Source organism: Clostridium perfringens ATCC 13124 (assembly GCF_000013285.1).
GTDB classification, from domain to species: Bacteria; Bacillota; Clostridia; order Clostridiales; family Clostridiaceae; genus Sarcina; species Sarcina perfringens.
In genome coordinates this window covers 2,013,515-2,034,989 of record NC_008261.1, presented here as the reverse complement: position 1 = coordinate 2,034,989, position 21,475 = coordinate 2,013,515, and the positions used below count along the sequence as shown (strand labels likewise).

The window sequence follows — 21,475 nt, the reverse complement described above, 5'->3', positions numbered from 1 at the left end:
AAAAATATTTTTGTAAAGTTTTATTATAATTAATGAGAGGTTAATAATTTAATTTATATAGACATGGAGATGAATTTTGTGAGTAACAAAGTAAGAAATGGAAAACATAATAAGTATTTAAAAAGAAGAATAGCAGTTGCTGTAGCTGGTATTGTAGTAATTGCAGGAGTAGGTTTTGGAATTAAATCACTAGTTAGCAATAAAGCTAATAAGGAGGCTTTAGCATCAGCTAAGGAAGAGGAAACTAAAAAAGAAGAGGAAAAACCAAAACCAACAGACATAATGCCAAATGGTAATATAATTTATGCTGCAGATTCCTATGCAGTTAGTGCAGATGAAGTTGAAAAAATGCTTGAAGGAAAAGCTTCAAATAATGATAAAGAAATATTTTTAACTTTTGATGATGGTCCAAGTGAAAATACAAGGGAAATATTAAAGATTTTAAAGGAAGAAGATGTACATGCTACATTTTTTGATATAGGATCTGCCTTAAAGGATAATAAAGAAAATCAAGAGTTATTAAAACAAGAAATTGATCAAGGAAATGCAGTAGCTGGTCATAGTTTTTCACATAATTATAAAACATTGTATCCAGGAAATTCAGTTGATGTAAATAAATTTATGAGCGAATTAAATGAAACTAATGAAATAATGAAAAGCGTATTAGGAAAAAACTTTAATGCTAGAGTAATTAGAATGCCAGGTGGATATATGTCTAGAAGATATTATAGAGATCCTAACTTAAAAGCTTTAGATGAGGCTTTTGCAAAGGATAATATAGTTAGTATAGATTGGGATGCAGAAACTGGTGATGCAACTGGAAGACATTATACAGTAGAGCAATATGTTGAAAACTCAGCTAAAAATATTAATACTTTAAATCATGTAATTTTATTAATGCATGATGCAGCAGCTAAGAAAGAAACTGTACAAGCATTACCTGCAATAATTAAATTCTATAAAGAACATGGGTATGCATTTAAAGTAATAAAAAATACACCTGTAGGTGAAAATAATTCTTCAGATGCAACTAATAGTTCACAAAATACTGACAATAAAACAAAGTAAAGATAAATTATTAGTAATAAACATACATTAAATTTTTAAATATTAATACTTAATTAAATATATAAGAAGGATTTAAGAAAAGATTGTTTAATATAAAGAAGAGAGTTGATTTTATAAAAATAAGATCAGCTCTCTTCTTTGCTGTAACTTATTTACAAATTTAAAAATATAATAAGTTAAGAGCTATATATTGATATTAAGGAGAAGAAAATGAAAAATGTAGTTTATTATTATGGAGCAGGAAACACAGCAAAAGGATTTAGACCACTTTATAATTCTATATTTCAAGGAGTCAAGAAAATTTATTCACTAAATGGAGGTAGCAATATATTTAAAACTGCCATTATAAAGGAACTTATAGATGAATATAGTGATACTTTAAGTTTAGAAGGAATCGTGAGTACTATAGACAATAATGAAATGGAAGGGGTAATACTAAGAGAAAAAGAAATTGCAGTAATAAATGGAACACCTCTTCATGGATTTATGAATTTAGATATTGATAATATTGAAGTCATAGATTTAGATGTATTTTTAGACAAAGATGAAATAGAAAAAAATGAAGAGACTATAAAATTTTTAAAGGAACAATTTAAAGAGTGTATGGAAAATGCCCATAAAGAATACGAAAAGGCTTTAAAGATACATGATTATTGGGAAGATATTTATTTCCCTTACTTAAATATTGAAAAGGCAAATAAATTTACTGAGCATGTTATTTCTTTACTAACTGACGGTGCAGTTAAGAAAGATTCAAAGGGTAAGTGTGTTGAGAGATATTTAGGCGGAGCAACACCAAGTGGCCCTAAGGATTCTGTTCCTAGCATAACTGAAGGGGTAAAAAGATACTTTTTAAAAGGAAGAGCTGGAACAGGAAAGTCAACTATGCTAAAGAAAATAGCTAAGTCAGTAATGGAATTAGGGTATGATGTGGAAGTTTATAATTGTGGCTTTGATCCAGATAGTAAGGATATGGTTATAAGTAGAGAGCTAAACTTTGCAATTTTTGATAGCACAGCTCCACATGAATATTTCCCAAGTAGGGAAGATGATGAAATAATAGATGTTTATACAACATATATTGATGGAGATGTTGATAAAATTCACAAAGAAGAGATTAAAAAGATAGCTTTAAATTACAAAAATCAAGTGGCAAAGGGAACAGCTTTTTTATTAAAAGGAGAAGAAGTAAAAAATAAGCTAGATGATATTTATAATAATGCATTTAATCATAAGGAAGCAAAAGGTGTTTTAGAATTTTTATTTGAATAGACTAAAAAAGTGCTCTGCAAAAAAATGCAGAGCACTTTTAAATTAAGCATATTATTTTTCGTCTAATAATCTTTGAATTATGTGAGTAGCGTCCATATATGATGCTACAGACTTATCATAGTTTAATCTGTTTATTATTCTTGCGATAAAATCAGATAAATCAACAGCTTTAAACCAAGGAGCAGCCTTTAATTCCTCAGGTATATAAGTTAAATTTGTTGAGTAAACGCTCTTAATTATTCCATCATTGAAGAATTTGTTGAATTTTTCTAAACCTTCAGTAAAGAATGAGAAAGTAGTAGCAACATATACATTTCTAGCATTTCTTCCTTTAAGTTCTTTAGCAATATCAAGTACAGATTCTCCAGAAGCTATCATATCATCAACGATTAAGACATCTTTTCCATCAACGTCTCTTCCCATGTATTCATGTTTAACTATTGGGTTTTTACCATTAACTATACGTGAATGGTCTCTTCTTTTGTAGAATAAACCAACATCAACACCTAGTACGCTTGAATAGTAGATTGCTCTATCCATGGCACCAGTATCAGGACTTATTACAAGTAATTTTTCCTTATCAAGCTCTAAATCTTTTTCATTGTGAATTAAAGATTTAACTATATCATAAGTTGGGTAGAAGTTTTCAAAGGACATTAGTGGGATAGCATTTTGAACGTTAGGGTCGTGAACGTCAAAAGTTAAAACTTCATCAACGCCTAATCTTTCTAGTTCTTGAAGTGCTAAAGCACAATCTAGAGATTCTCTTCCTTTACGTCTATGTTGTCTTGATTCATATAAAAGAGGCATTATTACAGTTATTCTTCTAGCTTTTCCTCTTATAGCAGAAACTGTTCTTTTTATGTCTTGGAAATGTTCATCTGGTCCCTTATGATTTTCAAAACCAAACATTTTATATGTACAACTATAGTTACCTATATCACAAAGAATATATATATCTCTTCCTCTTACAGATTGAGGTATTTTCACTTTTCCTTCACCATTAGAGAATCTTATCTCATCAGTTTTTATTAAAAAAGATTCCTCACAATTTCTTTTCTCTTGTATAAGCTTGTCTATAGCGTTACCAAGTTCTGTACAACTTTCTAAAGCTATAATACCTAATCCATGATTTTGTTCGTTCATTCGTCTATCTCCTTTTTTAATGCTTATTTAAAATATTTTACAATCGTAAATACTAAAGATATCGTCATTTATATTATATACGAATAATTTACTTTTAAAAATAGAAATTTATCATAATTTTTCACTAAATTTAATAAAAAACTTGAAATTTTGTTGTCAGATAATTTAGATTTTTTAGAAAATATGAATATTATTCTAAATTTAATTACTAAAAAATTTATTTTTTTATAGTTAAATTTAAATTAATAGAGGATAAAAAGGTTATATTATGATTCTAATTATTTCTACTTTGTAATAGTAATTTTTGATTTTATAGTTGTTAAAGAAGGAACATTCATATAAAATTAGACTAAATTAGAAATAGAGGAATTTTATTATGTATGTCATTTAAAGAGAAGGGGGAGTTATTATGGAAGTATTAAGTCATGGGTGTACATTAGATTGCTTTGATTGTTGTAAATTTAATGTTTATAAAGAAGGAAGTGAAATTCTAAAAATAGAAGGTGACAAAGAGCATCCATTTACAAAGGGACTCATATGTAAAAAAGGAGTAGCTCACTTAAACAGATTGAATCATAAAGATAGAATATATACTCCTCTTTTAAAGAATAATGGAGTATGGGAAGAGATTTCCTTTGAAGATGCCTTAGAAATAATGAAAGAGAAACTTGAATATACAAAAGAGAAATATTCTTCTAAGTCAATATTATATTATAGCCAATATGGAAGTGGAGGAGTACTAAAGGGAATAGAGGATATATTCTTTAATTTTTATGGTGGTGTAAGTAAAGCTACAGGAGGTCCTTGTTGGAGTGCTGGAATGAGAGCTCAAAAATATGATTTTGGAGATTCTGTATCAAATTCCTTAGAGGATATGATAAATAGTAAAAACATATTTTTATGGGGTAAAAATCCTGCAAATACAACCATACATACTATGGCGATTTTAAATAAGGCAAAGAAAAACGGGAGCAGAATAATAGTTATAGATCCAATAAATACTCAAAGTGCAAAGCTTGGAGATATTCATGTGAAAATTAAACCAGGGACAGATGGAGCTTTAGCTATGGCTATGGCAAAAATAATAATTTCTAAAGGTCTTCAAGATAAGGATTTTATAAATAAATATGTTTTAGGATTCCAAGAATATAAAGATCATTTAGAGAATTTTGATTTGGATTATTTAAGTGATGAATGTGGAATAGAAATAGAGGATATAGAAAAGCTAACTAAATACTATTGTGAAAAAAATTCTAGCATATATTTGGGATATGGAATGCAAAAATATAAGAATGGTGGAAATACCATAAGAGCTATTGATGCCTTAGGTGCTTTAACTGGTCAAATTGGAGTTAAAGGCGGTGGAGTAAATTACGCAAATAAGGTATTAAGTAGGATTTTAGATTCAGATCCCTTTAAAAGTGGAGAAGTTGGAGAAAATAGAGAATTTTATGTCTCTAATATAAATGAGTTTATAGAAGAACCTAAAAAATATTCTTTAAGTGTAGAAGATTCTAATGCACCTATAAAAATCATGGTAATAGCTAATAGCAATCTCATGAATCAACTTCCAAACTTAAATAGATTAAATAATAGTATAGATAAAGTTGAGTTTAAAGTTTGTTTTGATATGTTTATGACAGATACTGCTTCAAAGTGTGATTTATTCATTCCTTGTACCAATACCTTAGAAAGCGAGGATATGGTTTTTAGTTCAATGACTAATCCATATTTAATATATAATGAAAAGATAATAGAACCTAGAGAAAAACTTATGGATGAATACTACTTTTTTAGAGAGTTAGCTAAAAGAATGAATTTAAAAGGATATCCAAGCCTATCTAAAAAAGATTATTTAAGTAAGGTTATTGAACCTTTAATGAGATATAATAAAGATATAACCTTAGATTATTTAAAAAATAATCCTTTTACAGTTTATGATGATGTAGCTTGGGAAAATAAAAAGTTTAAAACACCTTCTGGCAAATTTGAACTTGCATCTAAAAGAGCTTTAAAAGAGTGCGGAAGCTTAACACCAACATACTTAAGTCCTAGAATAAAAGAAAACTGTTTTAGATTGCTTACTAATCATTCTAAAGATTCATTATCAAGTCAGCATTATATAGATGTAGATGAAAAGGCAAAAGTATATTTAAATGAGAATATGATAAGAAAGTTTTCCTTAATTTGCGGAGAAAAGGTTAAATTAAAATCAAGGACTGGAGAGATTACAGCAATTTGTTCCTTGGATAATGGGGTTCAAGATTATGTGGCTTTAATGTATGTTGGTTGGTGGAAAAAACATGGGAATCCAAACTTTTTAACTGAATCAGGAATCTCTGATATGGGTGGACAAATAACATATAATGAAACCTTTATAGAGATTGAAAATATATAAAAATCAAAAGAGAAAGGTTGTATTTAAAGAGAATAAACATTAAAGAAAAAGGAGGATGCTTCAAAAAAATATTTTGTGGAGCGAAAAGATATGGTGAATAAAGAGATTATAGAAAATGGATTTTTTAAAATAGAAAAAAAGCTAAATGAAGAATTTATAGGACAAAAAACTTTCAATAAGGAGTTATGTGATTACTTTAAAGAAAAAATAGAGGAAGATAGCAAAGGTATATTGCTTATAGTAGAGGAAAGAGACATATTTAAAAATAGTGTACTAAAATACTTTTTCGAAGAACTTAATTATTATAAGTTTGTTAAGAATAGTAAAATTGATGAGATTGATTTAGCTGCATATAAGTTTAATTTAGGGTACAATGCCTTTTTAACAGATTTATATGAAAAATTAAATAATGACTCTCAATGTTTAGTATTTAAAAATACAGATAAAGCAAGTGAAGATATATTAAATGTTCTTTCAGGAATAAGCCCTAATTCTTGTATAATGCTAAAAGATAATTATGTAATAAAAAATAAATTTTTAGTTGAAGCTGAAGAAATTGATGAGGATATTGTAAATAAAATTATTTGTAATAATAAATTCTTCATATTCCTTTATAACAAGGATAAAGGTGAAGAACTTGAAATAATAGATAATGAATTCCTAATAAATAAAGACAAAACCTTATATAGAAAAGCCTTAAGCGAAAAGGACAAAAATAAAGTAATAAAGAAAAAGCTATTAAAAGAAATAAATAAGGTTAAGGAGCTTTTTGATATTGACATAATAATAGGAGTAGATGAAAATCCAGATGTAGAAGAAAAATCAGGGGTTTGTACTTATATAGAAGATAACTTTAGGGAAAAAGGAAGTTTAAGCCTAGATCAATACATATCATATAAGATTTGCAAACCTATAATCAATATAATTAGAAAAGAAGCTATTGAAGCAAATAGTAGATTACTTATATATGTAGAAGATGATGAAATCTTTTGTAAATCAAATGATGAGGTTTATGATTTAAGCAAGTATAGTAATCCAACCTTAGAAGAGGTTAGATATAAATTAGAATCTATAATTGGTATGAAAGAGCTTAAGGAGTTTATAGATAAGATTGAAAATAACTTTAAGGTTCAAAAAATAAGAGAGAAACTTGGATTAAAGACTACACAAATTTCATTAAATATGATATTTGCTGGAAATGCTGGTACTGGTAAAACTAATGCAGCAAGAATAACCTTTGAGTATTTATATGCCTTAGGTATGATAAAAGAAAATATATTTAAAGAGGTTAGTAAAGCAGATTTTATAGGAGAAGGAATTAGTAATACAGCAAGAAGAACTAATGAAATAATAGAATCAGCTTTAGGTGGAGTATTATTTATAGATGAGGCTTATTCTTTATGTACAGATGAAAATGATAAGGCAGGCCGTGAAATAGTAGATGCTTTATTAAAAGGAATAGAAGATAACAGAGACAATATAACTGTTATTTTAGCAGGGTATGAGAAGGATATGGAAACTTTCCTAAGTTTCAACCAAGGATTAAAATCAAGATTTCCAAATGTAATTAAGTTTGAAGACTATAATCCTTCAGAGATGTATGAAATAGCAGTTAATATTGCTAAGTCAAAGGGATATAGGATAGCTAAAAGTGCAAAGGCTGGACTTATTGAATTATTTACTAAAAACCAAATGGTTGGGAAAAGCGATTTAGGAAATGCCAGATTTGTTAGAAATATTGTAGAAAATGCAATAATGGATGCATCTAAGAAGTATTTAGTAAATAAGGAGAGAGCTATTGATCTTCTAGAAAAAGATAATTTTAACTTTAAGGTAAGTGCAAAATTTGATTTAGAAGAAAAGTTAAAAGAAATAATAGGCCTTGAAGAGGTTAAGGAATTTTTAAGAAGCCAATATAAGCTTATAGTAGCTCAAGAAAAGAGAAAATCTGTTGGAGTAAATACAAAAATAGAGCAAAATTTAAATATGATATTTGCAGGTAACCCTGGAACAGGAAAGACTAGTATAGCTAGATTAGTAGCTGAAATGTTAAACAGCATGGGTCTTTTAAAGGTTGGACAATTAGTTGAAACAGATAGATCAAGTTTTGTTTCAGATATTCCAGGAGAAACTTCAAAGAAAACTGAAGAAAAATTTAAAGAAGCCTTAGGTGGAGTTTTATTTATTGATGAAGCTTATACTTTAGCTAATGATTCCATAGGTAGAGAAGCTATAGAGACACTTCTTAAATTAATAGAGGACTATTCAAGAGAAGTAATAGTTATTTTAGCAGGGTATGAAGAAGAAATGGAGAATTTCTTTGATGTTAACATAGGCTTAAGATCAAGATTCCCACTTTGGACTAAATTTGAAGACTACAATCCTAATGAACTTTTAGAAATGGGCAATAAAATTAGTAGAAGCTAAGGGATTTAAACTTTCTAAAAATGGATATTCAGAACTTAAAAAGAATTTCGTTGAGATATATGAAAATGCAGATGCTCAATCAGGAAATGGAAGAATGGTAAGAAACTATGTTGAGCAACTTATAAGAAATCAAAGTATTAGAATTGCAGAAAGTGATATAAGTGTTTATGAAATGAACCTTATAAACACAAAGGATATAAAGGCTATGAATGCAATAAAATATGATAATCACTTTGATTTAGAGAAGAAGTTAAATGATTTAATTGGAAATGAAGAGCTTAAGGATTTCCTTAGAGGACAATATAAACTTATGAAAATCAGAGAAAAGAGAAAGAAACTTGGTTTTCAAGTTGATTTAAATAAGTATATGAATATGGTCTTTACTGGAGAAAGTGGAACAGGGAAAAAGACAGTTTTAAATATATATTCAGAAATGCTATATAGTATGGGGATAATCAAGGCAAAAAATATAGTTCAAATAGATAAATATGAATTTATGGCAATGATTAATTCAGGTATGAAAGTTGAAGATATATTAAATAAACATGTTGGAAAAATATTATATATAGATAAATGGAATACCTTCTTTGGAGAAGAAAGATACAATGAAATAGTATCAGATCTTATAAAATTCATAGATAATAATAGTAATAGAATAGTTATTGTTCTTGGTGGAATAAGAGGTAAGATGAAAGACCTTATTTTAACTAATGAGGGATTAAATTATAGATTTCCTGTGTGGGTTGACTTTGGAAACTACAATGAAAGGGAATTATATGACATAGCCTCAAGCACTTTAGTTAAAAAAGGTTTTACTTTAGATGAAGAAGCTGAAACTGCTTTAGAAAATGCTATTGGAGATATACAAAAGAGAATGGGAGAGCTAGCACTTAAAAATGGTCTTATGATTAAGCAATTTTTAGATAGCTTAGTAAGAGTACAAAGCATTAGAGTTTGTGATGAAGATTTTGATATAAATACAATAAATAGAATTATATCAGAGGATATATTAAAGAGTACTGAAATCTTTTTAAAGAAAAATACAACTCAAAATGGAAGTTTTTAAAGAATTAAATACTTTTAAGTTAGTTATACATTCTATTTGAAAAAGCATTAAATTTACCTAAATTACTAAGGTCCTAGTACAATTAATATTGTGCTAGGGCTTTATTTATATAAATTACTTTTTTCTTAAGATACACTAACGTAATTAAATTTTAATTTTTACTCATATTTGCCATGATATAATTTGAAAACAGATGATTAATTAAGCAGAGTTTTAACTTTAAAGCTTAAGTTTCTCATAATAATTATTTTAGGAGGTGAGGTTGTTAGTAATAGGAAAATAGTTAAAAGTATATTAGCTATTACTTACAACAAATAGAGTATGATAAAGAAAAAGAGTATTATGAAAGTTCTTTGTGGAGCAATAGTTAGTACATTCATGTTTGGAATGGCTACTCCAGTATTTGCACAAAGTGAAAAAACTGAGGCTGTAGTAACTTTAGGAGCTAATTTAACAAAGTCAGAAAGATTACAAATGTTAGATGCTTTTGGAGTAAAAGCTAATGATGTTAAAATAATAGATGTAACTAATCAAGATATAAGAGAACAATTAGGTTTAGATACAAGTAAACCAATACCTGCTAGCAGTCAATCAATATCAAGTTCTTACGTTGTGGTTAAGGACAAAGGTGGAATAAATGTAACTACTAACAATTTAACAGAGGTAACAGGAAGTATGCTTGCTAATGCCCTTCTTACTTCAGGGGTAAATAATGCTGATGTAAAGGCTGATGCTCCATTTAAGGTTACAGGAACAGCTGCCTTAGCTGGTATTTTAAAAGGATTTGAAGATGCATCAGGAGAGGAGTTATCTCTTCCAAAGAAAGAGGCTGCAAGAGAGGAAATTTCTTTAACTAATAATCTTAGTAATGCTAAAACTAAAGATGGACAAACACTAGGAAAAGATGAAGCCGCTGTAGTAGTAAATGATATTAAAACTGATGTAATTAAAGATAAACCTAAAAATGATGAGGAAATAGGTAAGATAGTAAACAATGTTACAAATAACTATAATATACTTTTAACACAAGGGCAACAAGAACAAACAATAAAATTTATGTCTAAAATAAATGATTTAGACTATAACTATGGTGCTATGAAAGAATCTTTAAATCAAATGAATGATAAGCTTCAACAGATATTAAAAGACACAGGAAAACAATTAGAAGAAAGTGGTCTTTTAGAAAAAGCATTAAATGGTATAAAAAATGTTTTAGTTGATATTAAGGATTTTCTAGTAAATATGTTTAGCTCAGCTAGTGAAAAAGTTAAAGATGGAATAACTTATGATGAAAATGGCAATATAGTTATAAAAACAGGAAATAATTCTGATGAATCAAAGAATGAAGAAAGTATCCAAGATAAGCCACAAACTCAGTCAAATGATAATAATCAAAATCAAGAAAATGAACAAGGACAAAATAATTAGTATTGAAAAAGAGAGTATTTAACTCTCTTTTTTTATTTTTAAATAGGGTTTAGGGTAAACTAATGAAAGTTTATTGTAAACCTAAAAATATAAAATAGTTGACAATTATGAATTATAAGGTTATTATATGGAATATACTTTGATAATCAAGATAAATTTATTTTGAAAGTAGTATTTATAAGATTAAAGGAGAGTTAACTATGAAAATGAAAACAAGAGATTTAACACTGATACCTATTTTTGCAGCACTTACAGCTATTGGGGCTTTCATTAAGATACCAATACCAATAGTGCCTTTTACACTTCAATATTTCTTTTGTGCCTTAGGAGCAATTTTACTTGGTGCTAAAAGAGGAGCCTTAGCTCAAATAATCTATGTATTAGTGGGGCTTCTTGGAATTCCTGTATTTACTCAAGGAGGAGGACCATCATATGTATTTCAACCTACCTTTGGGTATTTAATTGGTTTTATTTTTGGAGCTTATATAATTGGGAAAAATAACAGAAAATCTAAAAAGTATAAATATTAAAAATTTATTTTTAGCTGGAATTTTAGGACTTTTAGTAATCTATTTATTTGGAGTTTCATATATGTATGTAATTTATAATTTTTATCTAGGGGATGCAATGAGCTTATTATCAGCAGTGAGCATTGGAGCTATAGCGTGTTTACCAAGTGATTTATTATTGACATTTATAATTTCATTAGTAGGATCTAAGGTTTGTCCAAGGTTAAAAAGACTTGATTATATTTAAAGAGCGGAGTTGGTTTTTATGGATTTTGTTTTAAAAATGAAGGATAAGTCTTTAAAAAATAGAAAGCTAACTAGAGAAGAAGGGTTAAGGCTTTTTAATAGTAATCTAGAGGAATTGATTAAAGAAGCTAACAACATAAGAAAAGAGATTCATGGTGATGGTATTGATTTATGTTCAATAATTAATGGGAAAAGTGGAAGGTGTGGAGAGGATTGTGCTTTTTGTGCCCAATCTAAGTATCATAAGACTAATATAAGTGAATACCCTCTTCTTGATTATGAAAAGATAAAAAAAGTTGCTAAGGAAAATGAAGATGAAGGAGTTCATAGATTTTCTATAGTTACCTCAGGAAGAGGACTTTATGGTGAGGAGTTTGAGAGAGTAATTACTTATTATTCAAATTTAAATAAAGAGCTTAAAATAAATCTTTGTGCTTCCCATGGAATAATAAATAAAGAGTCTTTAATAAAATTAAAGAAAGCTGGAGTAAAAAGATATCATCATAATTTAGAGACATCTAGAAACTGCTATGACAAAATATGCAAAACTCATTCTTATGAGGAAAGAGTAAAGACTATAAAAAATGCTAAGGAAGCTGGTTTAGAAGTATGCTCAGGAGGAATAATTGGCCTTGGAGAAACAATTATAGATAGAATAGATTTAGCTATTACCCTTAGAGAATTAGAAATAAAATCAATTCCAATAAATGTTTTAAGTGCTATTAAGGGAACTAAGCTTCAGCATATGATTCCTTTAAATGAAGAGGAAATTCTTAGGACAATAGCTGTTTTTAGATTTATAAATCCAGAAGCTAAAATAAGATTAGCAGGAGGAAGGTATTTGCTTAAAAACTTTGGTGAAAATGCTTTTAAAGCAGGAGCAAATGCTACTATAACAGGGAATTTATTAACTACATGTGGAAATAAGATAAAAGACGATAAAAGATTAATAGAGAATATTGGGATGAGGATTTTTTAGTTATGGAAAAGGGAGTATATATAATAGGAACTAGCACTGATATTGGTAAAACTTTTATTAGTGGACTAATTTTAAAAAAGTTAAGAGAAGAGGGAAGAAATGCAGGGTATTACAAGGCAGTCTTAAGTGGAGCTATAAAAGACAAAAAGGGGTTAATACCTTTAGATTGTGAAGAAGTTATGGAGATTTCTGGACTTAAGGAATCCTATGAAAATATGGTTTCTTACATACTAGAAAATCCATATTCTCCTCATTTAGCAAGTGAAGTAGAAGAAGTTTCTATAAGTATGGAAAAGATAAAAAAAGATTATAAGAGTGTTAGAGATAAATATGACTTTATTCTTTGTGAAGGAAGTGGAGGAATAGTGTGTCCCATAAGTTTTTCAGAGAAAAAGCTTATGCTAGAAGATATAATTAAAGAGTTTAACCTTCCAATAATACTAGTATCTAATAGTGGATTAGGTGCTATTAATCACACTGTTTTAACAGTAAGTTATTTAAGAAACTTAGGGCTAAAAGTAAAAGGAATAATACTTAATAAATTTAATAAAAGTGATATTATACACAGAGATAATAAGAAGATAATCAAAGAACTAACAGGAGTAAATAATATTTCAACTGTGCCAAAGATAGAAGATATAGAAAAGTATGATTTAAATGAACTTAATGAGGTGCTTTATGGAATTTAAAGAGGATTTAATTTAGAGGAATATATTAAATTTATGCTTTAATTAACTAAAAATGTATAGAAAATCTTTTAGGAGAATAAGATAGTTTTGCTATCTTATTTTTTTATTAATAAAATATGAAAATTTGGATTTAAGGTTTATTTAAGGTTTATAATATTCAAAAATTATACATAATTTTTAAAAATATGATATTATTAGGATAAATAATTCGTAAGGGAGGATATTCATGAAAAAGAAATACATAATAGCAATAGTAACAGTAGTAATACTTGCAGGGGTAGGAGTTGGAAGTTATTTTTTAAAACAAAGTATGAATAAGGAATCAGTGGCAACTATGGAGATATACACTGTTCCCTCTACAGATAAGGTTTTTGTAAATGGGAAAATAGAACCAGAAAAAGTTGAAAATATATTTTTAGATGCTACAAAGGGTACTGTAGATAAAGTAGAAGTTGAAAATGGAGATGTTGTTGAAAAAGGAGATACTTTATTTACATATAAAAATGACCAAGTTCAAAGTCAGGTAGAACAGTTAGAATTACAATTAAATTCTGCTAAAAATCAAAAAGAAGAAATTAATAAACAAAATGCAGAAGCAAAAAAACAATTAGAGGATTTAAAGAAAGCAGGATTAGAAAATCAAATGCCTCAAGGAGGTCAAATGCCTAATTTAGGACAAAATGCAGGTGGAGAGATATCAACTGGAAGTGTAGATGAGCAAATAAAACTTCTAGAAAAGCAAATAAAAGCATTAAAAGATAAGGAATATTATAAAGTAACTGCGCCTATAGGTGGAAAGGTAATTTTGGCAGAATCAAGTACAAATCCTACACAACCATATATTACTGTGGAATCAGGTGATTATTATATTAGTGGAAGTGTAAATGAAAAAGATCAACCTAAGATAAAGGAAGGACAAGAAGTTCAGATAACTATTCTTTCAACAAATAAAAATATAAATGGTAAAATATCCTCTGTTGGAAACACTCCTATAGATAATGGAGCTTCTTTAGCGGCACAAACAGGTGCACAGGGAGGCGCAAGTGGAAATATGTCTTATTATGAAGTTAAGATAACACCAGATTCTCAGGAAGATTTAACTAATGGATTCCATGTTCAAGCATCTGTTAATTTAGATAAAAAGCCAATAGAAATTCCTAAGGAAGCGATTTTAAGTGTGGATAATGAGGAATTTGTATTTAAAAATGTAGATGGAAAGCTTGTTAAGCAAGTTATAACATATTCACCTAAAGAAGGAAGTGAAGATGAAGTTATAGTAAGCAGTGGATTAAATGAAGAAGATAAAATAGTTTCTAAGCCTACTCCTAACATGAAAGAGGGGATGAATGTTGAGTAATATAGTAGAGGTTATTAAGTTAAATAAATACTATAGCTTAGGTAAAGAGAAATTTCATGCTTTAAAGGATGTTAATTTGGAAATAGAACAAGGGGATTTTGTCATGATAATGGGGAAATCAGGTAGTGGTAAAACAACTCTAATGAACTTACTAGGATTATTAGATAGCTTTGAAGATGGAACATATAAGTTTAATAATATTGATGTTAGTAAATTAAAAGAAGATCAGAAAGCTGACATAAGAAATAAATATATGGGATTTATATTTCAACAATTCCATTTAATAAACTCTATGACCATAGGAAGTAATGTTGAGCTTCCTCTATTATATAATGAAAAAAGCATACCTCGTAAGAAAAGAGAAGAACTTATAGATAAATACTTAGAAATGGTAGGTTTATCAGAAAAGAAGAATCAACTTCCTCTAGAATTATCAGGAGGTCAGCAGCAAAGAGTAGCTATTGCAAGAGCTCTTATAAATAATCCTTATGTTATTTTTGCTGATGAACCAACAGGAGCTTTAGATAGTAATACTAGTACAGAAATAATGGAGATTTTAAAAAAATTAAATGAGGATAATAAGACAATAATCATGGTAACACATGATGAAGACTTAACTAAATACGCAAATAAGATAATAAGAGTTAAGGATGGGGTTATAACAAAGGGGGAAGATTATGTCAGCAATTAATTTAATAAAAACAGCCATTGCTAGTTTAAAGTTTCATAAGTTAAGAACTTTTCTAACAATGATTGGTATTATTATTGGCATAAGCTCTGTAGTTACAATACTTTCAGTTGGAGATGGATTAAAAGCTTATGTTTTAGAATCTTCTCAAGAAACTAATGCTAATAAGATAAACATAACATTTAAACCAGATAATTTTGATGCTAATATGAGTCTTTTAGAACCTTTTACAAAATCAGATATGAATGGAATAAAAGAAATAAAGGGAGTTAAAGATGTGAAGCCATCTCAAGGTTTTATGGGCATAATGAGCTTTTCAAGTAGTCAGCTTCAGTATTTTGATAAAAATCAATTTGCTATGCTTGGATCCTATGATGGAAAAAATGAGAAAGTTGAATATGGAAGATGGTTTGAAGATGGAGATAAGGATAAGTCTGTAATTGTATTAGATAATAATGTTGCAAAAGAACTATTTAATCCAATAGAAAGTGGTATTGGTAAGGCTGTAACTATGAATGGAATGAATTTTGAGGTTATAGGTATTTTACCACATGTTGATATTATGAGTTTTGGAGGAAATACAAGTTATGTTCCAAAGAAAGCTATAGACAATATGAATAGCAATGAAGTAATAACTTCCTTAGATGTATCACTTAATGCAGGTGTTGATAAAAAAGAAGTATATAAGGACATAGAAAAATATTTAATGGCTAACCATCCTAATATTGGAGGGAAATATGAGATGCAAGACCCAGAGGAAGTTACAAAAGCCTTTGAAAAGATAATTGGTGGATTAACAAAATTCATAGCATTTATTACAGGAATTTCACTTTTAGTAGGTGGAATTGGAGTTATGAATATAATGTATGTTTCAGTTTCTGAAAGAAAAAGAGAAATTGGTATAAGAAGAGCTATTGGGGCAAAGCCTAAGAGCATATTACTTCAATTCTTATTTGAAGCTGTATTAGTAACTTTAATAGGTGGATTAATTGGAATATTATTAGGATACTTAATATCCAAAGTAGCTGGAGCCTTTTTACCATTTAAGCCAATACTTACAATGAGTACCTTTGTAGGAGCTACATTAGTTTCAATAATAGAAGGAGTAGTATTTGGAATAATACCAGCTTATAATGCTTGTAAGTTAGATCCTATAAAAGCTATTTATAGATAGAGAAGATAAATAGTAATTAATATATAAATTAATCAAAAAAAGAAAGAAAAAAGATGGAAATTACAAATTAATTTCCATCTTTTTTTATTAATATTCTTATTTGCTTAATCCAAAAAGCTCCTTTTTTCTATAAACAAAGAATGTCATTAATATTGGTAAAATTAATGAGCCTATTAATGATGATATCATAAATCCATTCATTATGATTGAATAAATTATATTAGCAGCAGTTACTAATAAATATATGTATAGTCCAATAGCTTTTTTTCTTAATATTAGTATTATTCCTAAAAGAATTAATATTATTGAAACTAATCCAATGATAATACTAGTATTATTTATACCTAATTTGTCTAATGGTGCTCCAGTAATTGTAGCTAAGTTTTCTTGAAAGCTTGGTATTAATAAAATGATTGATCCAAAAAGAGCAAAAGCTGAAAAAATTATTTGTATTACAGAAATGGTTATTATTCCAGCTCCTAATTTATTTTGTTTTTGGTTTTCCATAATATAGTCCCCCTTTAAAAGTTATTTATTACAATATACCATAAAAGTAAATAAAATGTAAAAGAAATATCAAGAAAATGTTAATTATTAAGGAAAATTTAAGAAAAATACCTCATGCTTATATAAGTAAATACTTATAATTTGAATAAAAAATATGAATTTAACTTATCTATAAAAATAGAGTATTATAAATGTGTAAGGAGTTTGTTAAAAAATAAACTATCAAAAGATGAATGGTTTAAATTTTGGAGGTGTTTGAATGGGATACAAATTAAATTTAAAAGAAGTAAATGATTTATTTAATGAGCTTAAAAAAGAGTATATAATTTATGCTCCAAAAAGATTTGAGAAGCAAGGAAGATACTCAGACACAGACATTATAAAATATGATGTTATAAATAATGTGGAAGAAATAGTACATAATGAAAAGTCAACTTATCCAGTAAAAGAAGTAATAACTCCAATTTCTCAAACTTTATATTATTTCATAGAAAATGAGTTTAGAGAAAGTAAAATGGATAGTCAAAAGAAGATTCTTATATTTGCAAGACCATGTGATATAAATGCACAAAGAAGACAAGATACTATATATCTTAAAAATGGAAATTTTGAAGATACATTCTATAAAAGAATGAGAGATAGAGTTAAGTTTATTTGCATGGAATGTACAGAGGGATGGGATACTTGTTTCTGTACAACAATGAATAGCAATAAAACTGATGACTATAGTTTAGCAGTAAGATTTAATGAGGATAATTTACTTTTTAATGTTAAAGAAGAAGAATTTGATAAATACTTTGAAGGAAAAGAAGAAGAGGAATTTGAACTTAAGTTTATTGAAGAAAATATAGCTAAGGTTGAATTGCCAGAAATAGAGAGTGTTGAAGTTTTAAATAAATTAAAGGATCATAAAATGTGGGAAGAATACAATAAAAGATGTATTCAATGTGGAAGCTGTACTCTAGCTTGTAGTACATGTACATGCTTTACAACAAGGGATATAGTTCATGATTCTAATCATAACATAGGTGAGAGAAAGAGAATACAAGCATCTTGCCATGTAGATGGATTTGATGAAATGGCTGGTGGACATGTATTTAGAAAAACTGCTGGCGATAAAATGAGATATAAAGTTATGCATAAAATTCATGATTATAAAGTTCAATTTGGAGAAGAGCATATGTGTGTAGGATGTGGAAGATGTACAGATAGATGTCCAGAACATATATCAATTACAGCTACTATCAATAAGGTTTCAAAAGCAGTAAAAGAGATAATGGAGGAGATGTAAATGGAAAATATTTTAACACCTAAATCATGTGAAATAATAGACATAGTTAAGGAAACTGACAAAGAATGGACTTTTAGAATAGCTTCTGATGTTGTTCCAGAACATGGTCAGTTTTTAGAATTATCTCTTCCTAAGGTTGGAGAAGCACCTATTTCTGTTAGTGGATTTGGACCAGGGTACTTAGATTTTACAATAAGAGCAGTAGGTAAAGTTACTGATGAAATATTTAAACTAAAGCCAGGAGATAAGATTTCTTTAAGAGGAGCTTATGGAAAAGGTTGGCCTGTAGAACAATTTAAAAATAAAAATGTAATAATAGTAGCTGGGGGTACAGGAGTAGCACCAGTTAGAAGTTTAATAAATAAATTTTATGATGAACCAAACTATGTTGAAACTTTAAGTTTAGTATTTGGATTTAAAAATTCAGAAGGAATACTTTTTAAAAATGACTTAGATAGATGGAATGAAAAATTCAATACTATTTATACTTTAGATAATGATACAAAAGAAGGATGGGAAACTGGACTTGTAACAGTTCATTTAAATAAATTACCTCTAGAAAGTTTTGGAGATAACTATGAGGTTATCATAGTTGGACCTCCTGTAATGATGCATTTTACAGCTTTAGAATTCTTAAAACTTGGAGTTCCAGAAGATAAGATATGGGTTTCATTTGAAAGAAAAATGTCATGTGCAGTAGGAAAATGTGGACATTGTAGAATAAATGAAACATATGTATGTCTTGAAGGACCTGTATTTAACTATACAAAAGCAAAGACATTATTAGATTAGGAGGAATTATTTATGAATCATGATATAGATATTAAAAAAGTTAGATTAAATTGTTTTCGTCAATCAAAGGTTCCAGGAGAGTTTATGCTTCAAATGCGTATTCCAGGAGGAATAGTAGATGCTAAGTATTTATCACAAATACAAGAAATAGCAGAAACTTGGGGAAATGGAACATTTCATATGGGGATGAGACAAACCTTTAATATTCCAGGAATTAAATATGAAAATATTCCAGCAGTAAATAAATTTATAGAGAATTATTTACAAGAAGTTGAAGTTGATAGATGTAATTGTGATATGAAAGTTGATGAAAATGGATATCCAACAATAGGTGCTAGAAATGTTATGGCATGTATCGGAAATTCACATTGTATAAAAGCAAATGTTGATACTAAGGATATGGCTAATAAAATAGAAAAATTAGTATTCCCATCACACTATCATATAAAAGTATCTGTAGCTGGATGTCCAAATGACTGTGCTAAAGGGCATTTCCAAGACTTTGGTGTTATAGGACAAGCTAGAATGGAATATCACGAAGAAAGATGTATAGGTTGTGGAGCTTGTGTAAGAGCTTGTGAACATCATGCTACAAGAGTTTTAAGTTTAAATGATAAAGGATTAGTTGATAAGGATCCATGTTGTTGCGTTGGATGTGGAGAATGTGTATTAGCATGTCCAGCAAGTGCTTGGACTAGAAAGCCAGAAAAATACTATAGAATAGTTATAGGAGGAAGAACAGGAAAACAAACTCCTAGAATGGGTAAAACATTTATAAACTTTGCAACAGAAGAAGTTGTTCTTGGTATCTTTGCTAACTGGCAAAAATTCTCTGCTTGGGCTTTAGATTATAAACCAGAATATCTACATGGTGGTCACTTAATTGATAGAGCGGGATATCATAAATTTAAAGAAATAATTTTAGATGGAGTAGAGTTAAATCCAGAAGCTTTAGTTGCAGATAATATATTCTGGGCTGAAACAGAGTATAGATCAAACTTTAATGTTAAGCCAATAAAGATGCATAAAACTATAGAATCTAATAGACCTTTAAGATAATTATTTAATCCAATAAAGATATTTTAATTATAATGTATTGAGCTTAATTTTATAGTAATAAAAATTTATGCTTTAAAAGCTTATGTGATTTATAAAGTTTTAATTTTTAGAGAAGGGGTACACTCTTTAAATTAAATATAAACATAATAAGTTTAATATCATATTAAGAATTAAGAAATGAATTTATTTAAAAATTACATAGATTAGGAATTTTTATAATCTATGTAATTTTTTTATATAAGCAAAAAATACAAGGAATTAGCAAATTAATATTAATAAAATATAAATAAGTTAACAAATTGTTAATAAAACAAAGTGGTATTTTAAATCTTTATTTTTATAAGACTTTGATTGTATTATTATTTAAATTTATAATATTAGATGAAAAGAATATTAGCAAAATTTATTATAGATTTAAAAATAATTTGTCCTAAGAAGTGAAATATTTCTTCTCCCTTTCATATCACTTTTTAGGACAGATTTTTGAAAACTTTAAAAATTAGGAGGTTTTTAAAATGAGTAATAAAATAATAAAATCATATTGGGGTGTTGAATTAAGTCCAAGATTTATTGATGCTGGAAGTAAAAAGCTTTGCATAATATTACCTGGAATAGGATATTGTTTAGATAGATCTTACTTAGATTATTCTAAGCAATTAGCAAAAGAAATAGGATATGATGTTCTAGAAATAGAATATGGATATCAAATAAACAGAAGCGAATTTAATATTGAAAAAGAGTTTAGCATAATGGTTTCTGAGTCATTAGAAGTTATAGACAATGCCATAGAAAAAGAATATGAAGAGATTTTAATAATAGGAAAAAGTATTGGAACAAGTGTACAATCCTTCTTAAATAAAGATTTAAGTGGAAGATTTAAAAATATAAGAAATATATATATAAGCCCAATAAATAAGACTTTAGATGAGTTTAACATAGAATCTAATTCTTTAGTTATAACAGGAGATAAAGATCCATTATTAAGTATAGCTCATAGAGTAGAGATAGAAAAAAGAGAGGATATAGAAAGTTTTATAATAGAAGGTGCAAATCATGCTCTTGATATAGAGGGAAATGTTATGAACACCGTTGATGCTTTAAAAGAGTCTTTAGAAATAGAAAAAGATTTTATATTAAAATAATTAAATTAAAATGAAAAAGAATAAGGTTAATCAGGAATGGTTAACCTTATTCTTTTTCATTTTAAATATTCTTAATATTTTATGAAACTAATTCCATATATAAAATGTAAAGGGTTTAATAAAATATGATATTTTAATTTAATTATATTATTAATTAATAATATAATAAATAAATGAGTTTTAGATTTGAAATTTATTAAAATATATCTTTAATTCATTTTAAAATATAAATTTTAA

Annotated in this window: 15 protein-coding genes and 2 pseudogenes; 15 read left to right on the top strand and 2 right to left on the bottom strand. The window is 27.8% G+C overall.

From position 1 onward, the window contains the following. Positions 1-78: 78 nt before the first annotated feature. Together CPF_RS08750 and CPF_RS08745 are read left to right on the top strand one after the other, a co-directional pair. Positions 79-1,068 carry a polysaccharide deacetylase family protein gene (locus CPF_RS08750; protein ID WP_003478150.1) on the top strand — a complete coding sequence of 330 codons (990 nt, stop codon included), beginning with the start codon at positions 79-81 and terminating at the stop codon, positions 1,066-1,068. 210 nt (positions 1,069-1,278) lie between these two features. Further along, on the top strand, positions 1,279-2,340 hold the full coding sequence (locus tag CPF_RS08745; protein ID WP_003478149.1) for a PRK06851 family protein: 1,062 nt from the start codon (positions 1,279-1,281) through the stop codon (positions 2,338-2,340). A gap of 51 nt (positions 2,341-2,391) precedes the next feature. On the opposite strand, the gene CPF_RS08740 is transcribed toward CPF_RS08745, so the two are convergent. Further along, a complete protein-coding gene (locus CPF_RS08740) occupies positions 2,392-3,486 on the bottom strand; it encodes a ribose-phosphate pyrophosphokinase (RefSeq protein ID WP_003455967.1) in 1,095 nt (364 codons plus the stop codon). Positions 3,487-3,895: 409 nt separating this feature from the next. Here CPF_RS08740 and CPF_RS08735 point away from each other — a divergent pair, with 409 nt between their 5' ends. From CPF_RS08735 to CPF_RS08695, 9 genes and pseudogenes are all read left to right on the top strand, one after another. Beyond that, positions 3,896-5,884: a molybdopterin-dependent oxidoreductase gene (locus CPF_RS08735; RefSeq protein WP_003456053.1), complete on the top strand. Its 1,989-nt coding sequence runs from the start codon at positions 3,896-3,898 to the stop codon at positions 5,882-5,884. 90 nt (positions 5,885-5,974) lie between these two features. Beyond that, positions 5,975-9,377 (top strand): annotated as a pseudogene (locus CPF_RS08730) (AAA family ATPase). Positions 9,378-9,719: 342 nt separating this feature from the next. Continuing rightward, positions 9,720-10,805, top strand: a complete 1,086-nt coding sequence (locus tag CPF_RS08725; RefSeq protein ID WP_041702709.1) for a DUF1002 domain-containing protein — start codon at positions 9,720-9,722, stop codon at positions 10,803-10,805. A 200-nt stretch (positions 10,806-11,005) separates the two neighbouring features. Further along, positions 11,006-11,561: pseudogene (locus tag CPF_RS08720) on the top strand (biotin transporter BioY). Between the two features lie 18 nt (positions 11,562-11,579). Next, positions 11,580-12,539 carry a biotin synthase BioB gene (gene bioB / locus CPF_RS08715; protein WP_011590888.1) on the top strand — a complete coding sequence of 320 codons (960 nt, stop codon included), beginning with the start codon at positions 11,580-11,582 and terminating at the stop codon, positions 12,537-12,539. A gap of 2 nt (positions 12,540-12,541) precedes the next feature. Beyond that, positions 12,542-13,228, top strand: coding sequence for a dethiobiotin synthase (gene bioD / locus CPF_RS08710; RefSeq protein WP_011590887.1), 687 nt, complete (start codon positions 12,542-12,544; stop codon positions 13,226-13,228). A 226-nt stretch (positions 13,229-13,454) separates the two neighbouring features. Then, complete coding sequence (locus CPF_RS08705) at positions 13,455-14,585, top strand: efflux RND transporter periplasmic adaptor subunit (RefSeq protein WP_011590886.1); 1,131 nt, start codon at positions 13,455-13,457, stop codon at positions 14,583-14,585. Then, a complete protein-coding gene (locus tag CPF_RS08700) occupies positions 14,575-15,276 on the top strand; it encodes an ABC transporter ATP-binding protein (protein WP_011590885.1) in 702 nt (233 codons plus the stop codon). The genes CPF_RS08705 and CPF_RS08700 overlap by 11 nt, the downstream gene beginning before the upstream one ends. Beyond that, positions 15,263-16,447, top strand: coding sequence for an ABC transporter permease (locus tag CPF_RS08695; RefSeq protein ID WP_011590884.1), 1,185 nt, complete (start codon positions 15,263-15,265; stop codon positions 16,445-16,447). The genes CPF_RS08700 and CPF_RS08695 overlap by 14 nt, the downstream gene beginning before the upstream one ends. A 96-nt stretch (positions 16,448-16,543) precedes the next feature. On the opposite strand, the gene CPF_RS08690 is transcribed toward CPF_RS08695, so the two are convergent. Continuing rightward, the gene (locus tag CPF_RS08690; protein WP_011590883.1) at positions 16,544-16,954 is read right to left on the bottom strand and encodes a hypothetical protein; all 411 of its coding nucleotides are present in this window, start codon (positions 16,952-16,954) and stop codon (positions 16,544-16,546) included. A 259-nt stretch (positions 16,955-17,213) separates the two neighbouring features. On the opposite strand from CPF_RS08690, the gene asrA reads away from it, so the two are divergent. The 4 genes from asrA (at position 17,214) to CPF_RS08670 (ending at position 21,238) form a co-directional block, all read left to right on the top strand. Continuing rightward, entirely contained in the window at positions 17,214-18,245 is a 1,032-nt protein-coding gene (asrA, locus tag CPF_RS08685; protein WP_011590882.1) for an anaerobic sulfite reductase subunit AsrA, read from the top strand. Then, the gene (asrB, locus tag CPF_RS08680; protein ID WP_011590881.1) at positions 18,246-19,037 is read left to right on the top strand and encodes an anaerobic sulfite reductase subunit AsrB; all 792 of its coding nucleotides are present in this window, start codon (positions 18,246-18,248) and stop codon (positions 19,035-19,037) included. A 12-nt stretch (positions 19,038-19,049) separates the two neighbouring features. Beyond that, complete coding sequence (gene asrC, locus CPF_RS08675) at positions 19,050-20,096, top strand: sulfite reductase subunit C (RefSeq protein ID WP_003449786.1); 1,047 nt, start codon at positions 19,050-19,052, stop codon at positions 20,094-20,096. Positions 20,097-20,611: 515 nt separating this feature from the next. Continuing rightward, positions 20,612-21,238, top strand: a complete 627-nt coding sequence (locus CPF_RS08670; RefSeq protein ID WP_003449524.1) for an alpha/beta hydrolase — start codon at positions 20,612-20,614, stop codon at positions 21,236-21,238. The last annotated feature ends 237 nt before the right edge of the window (positions 21,239-21,475 follow it).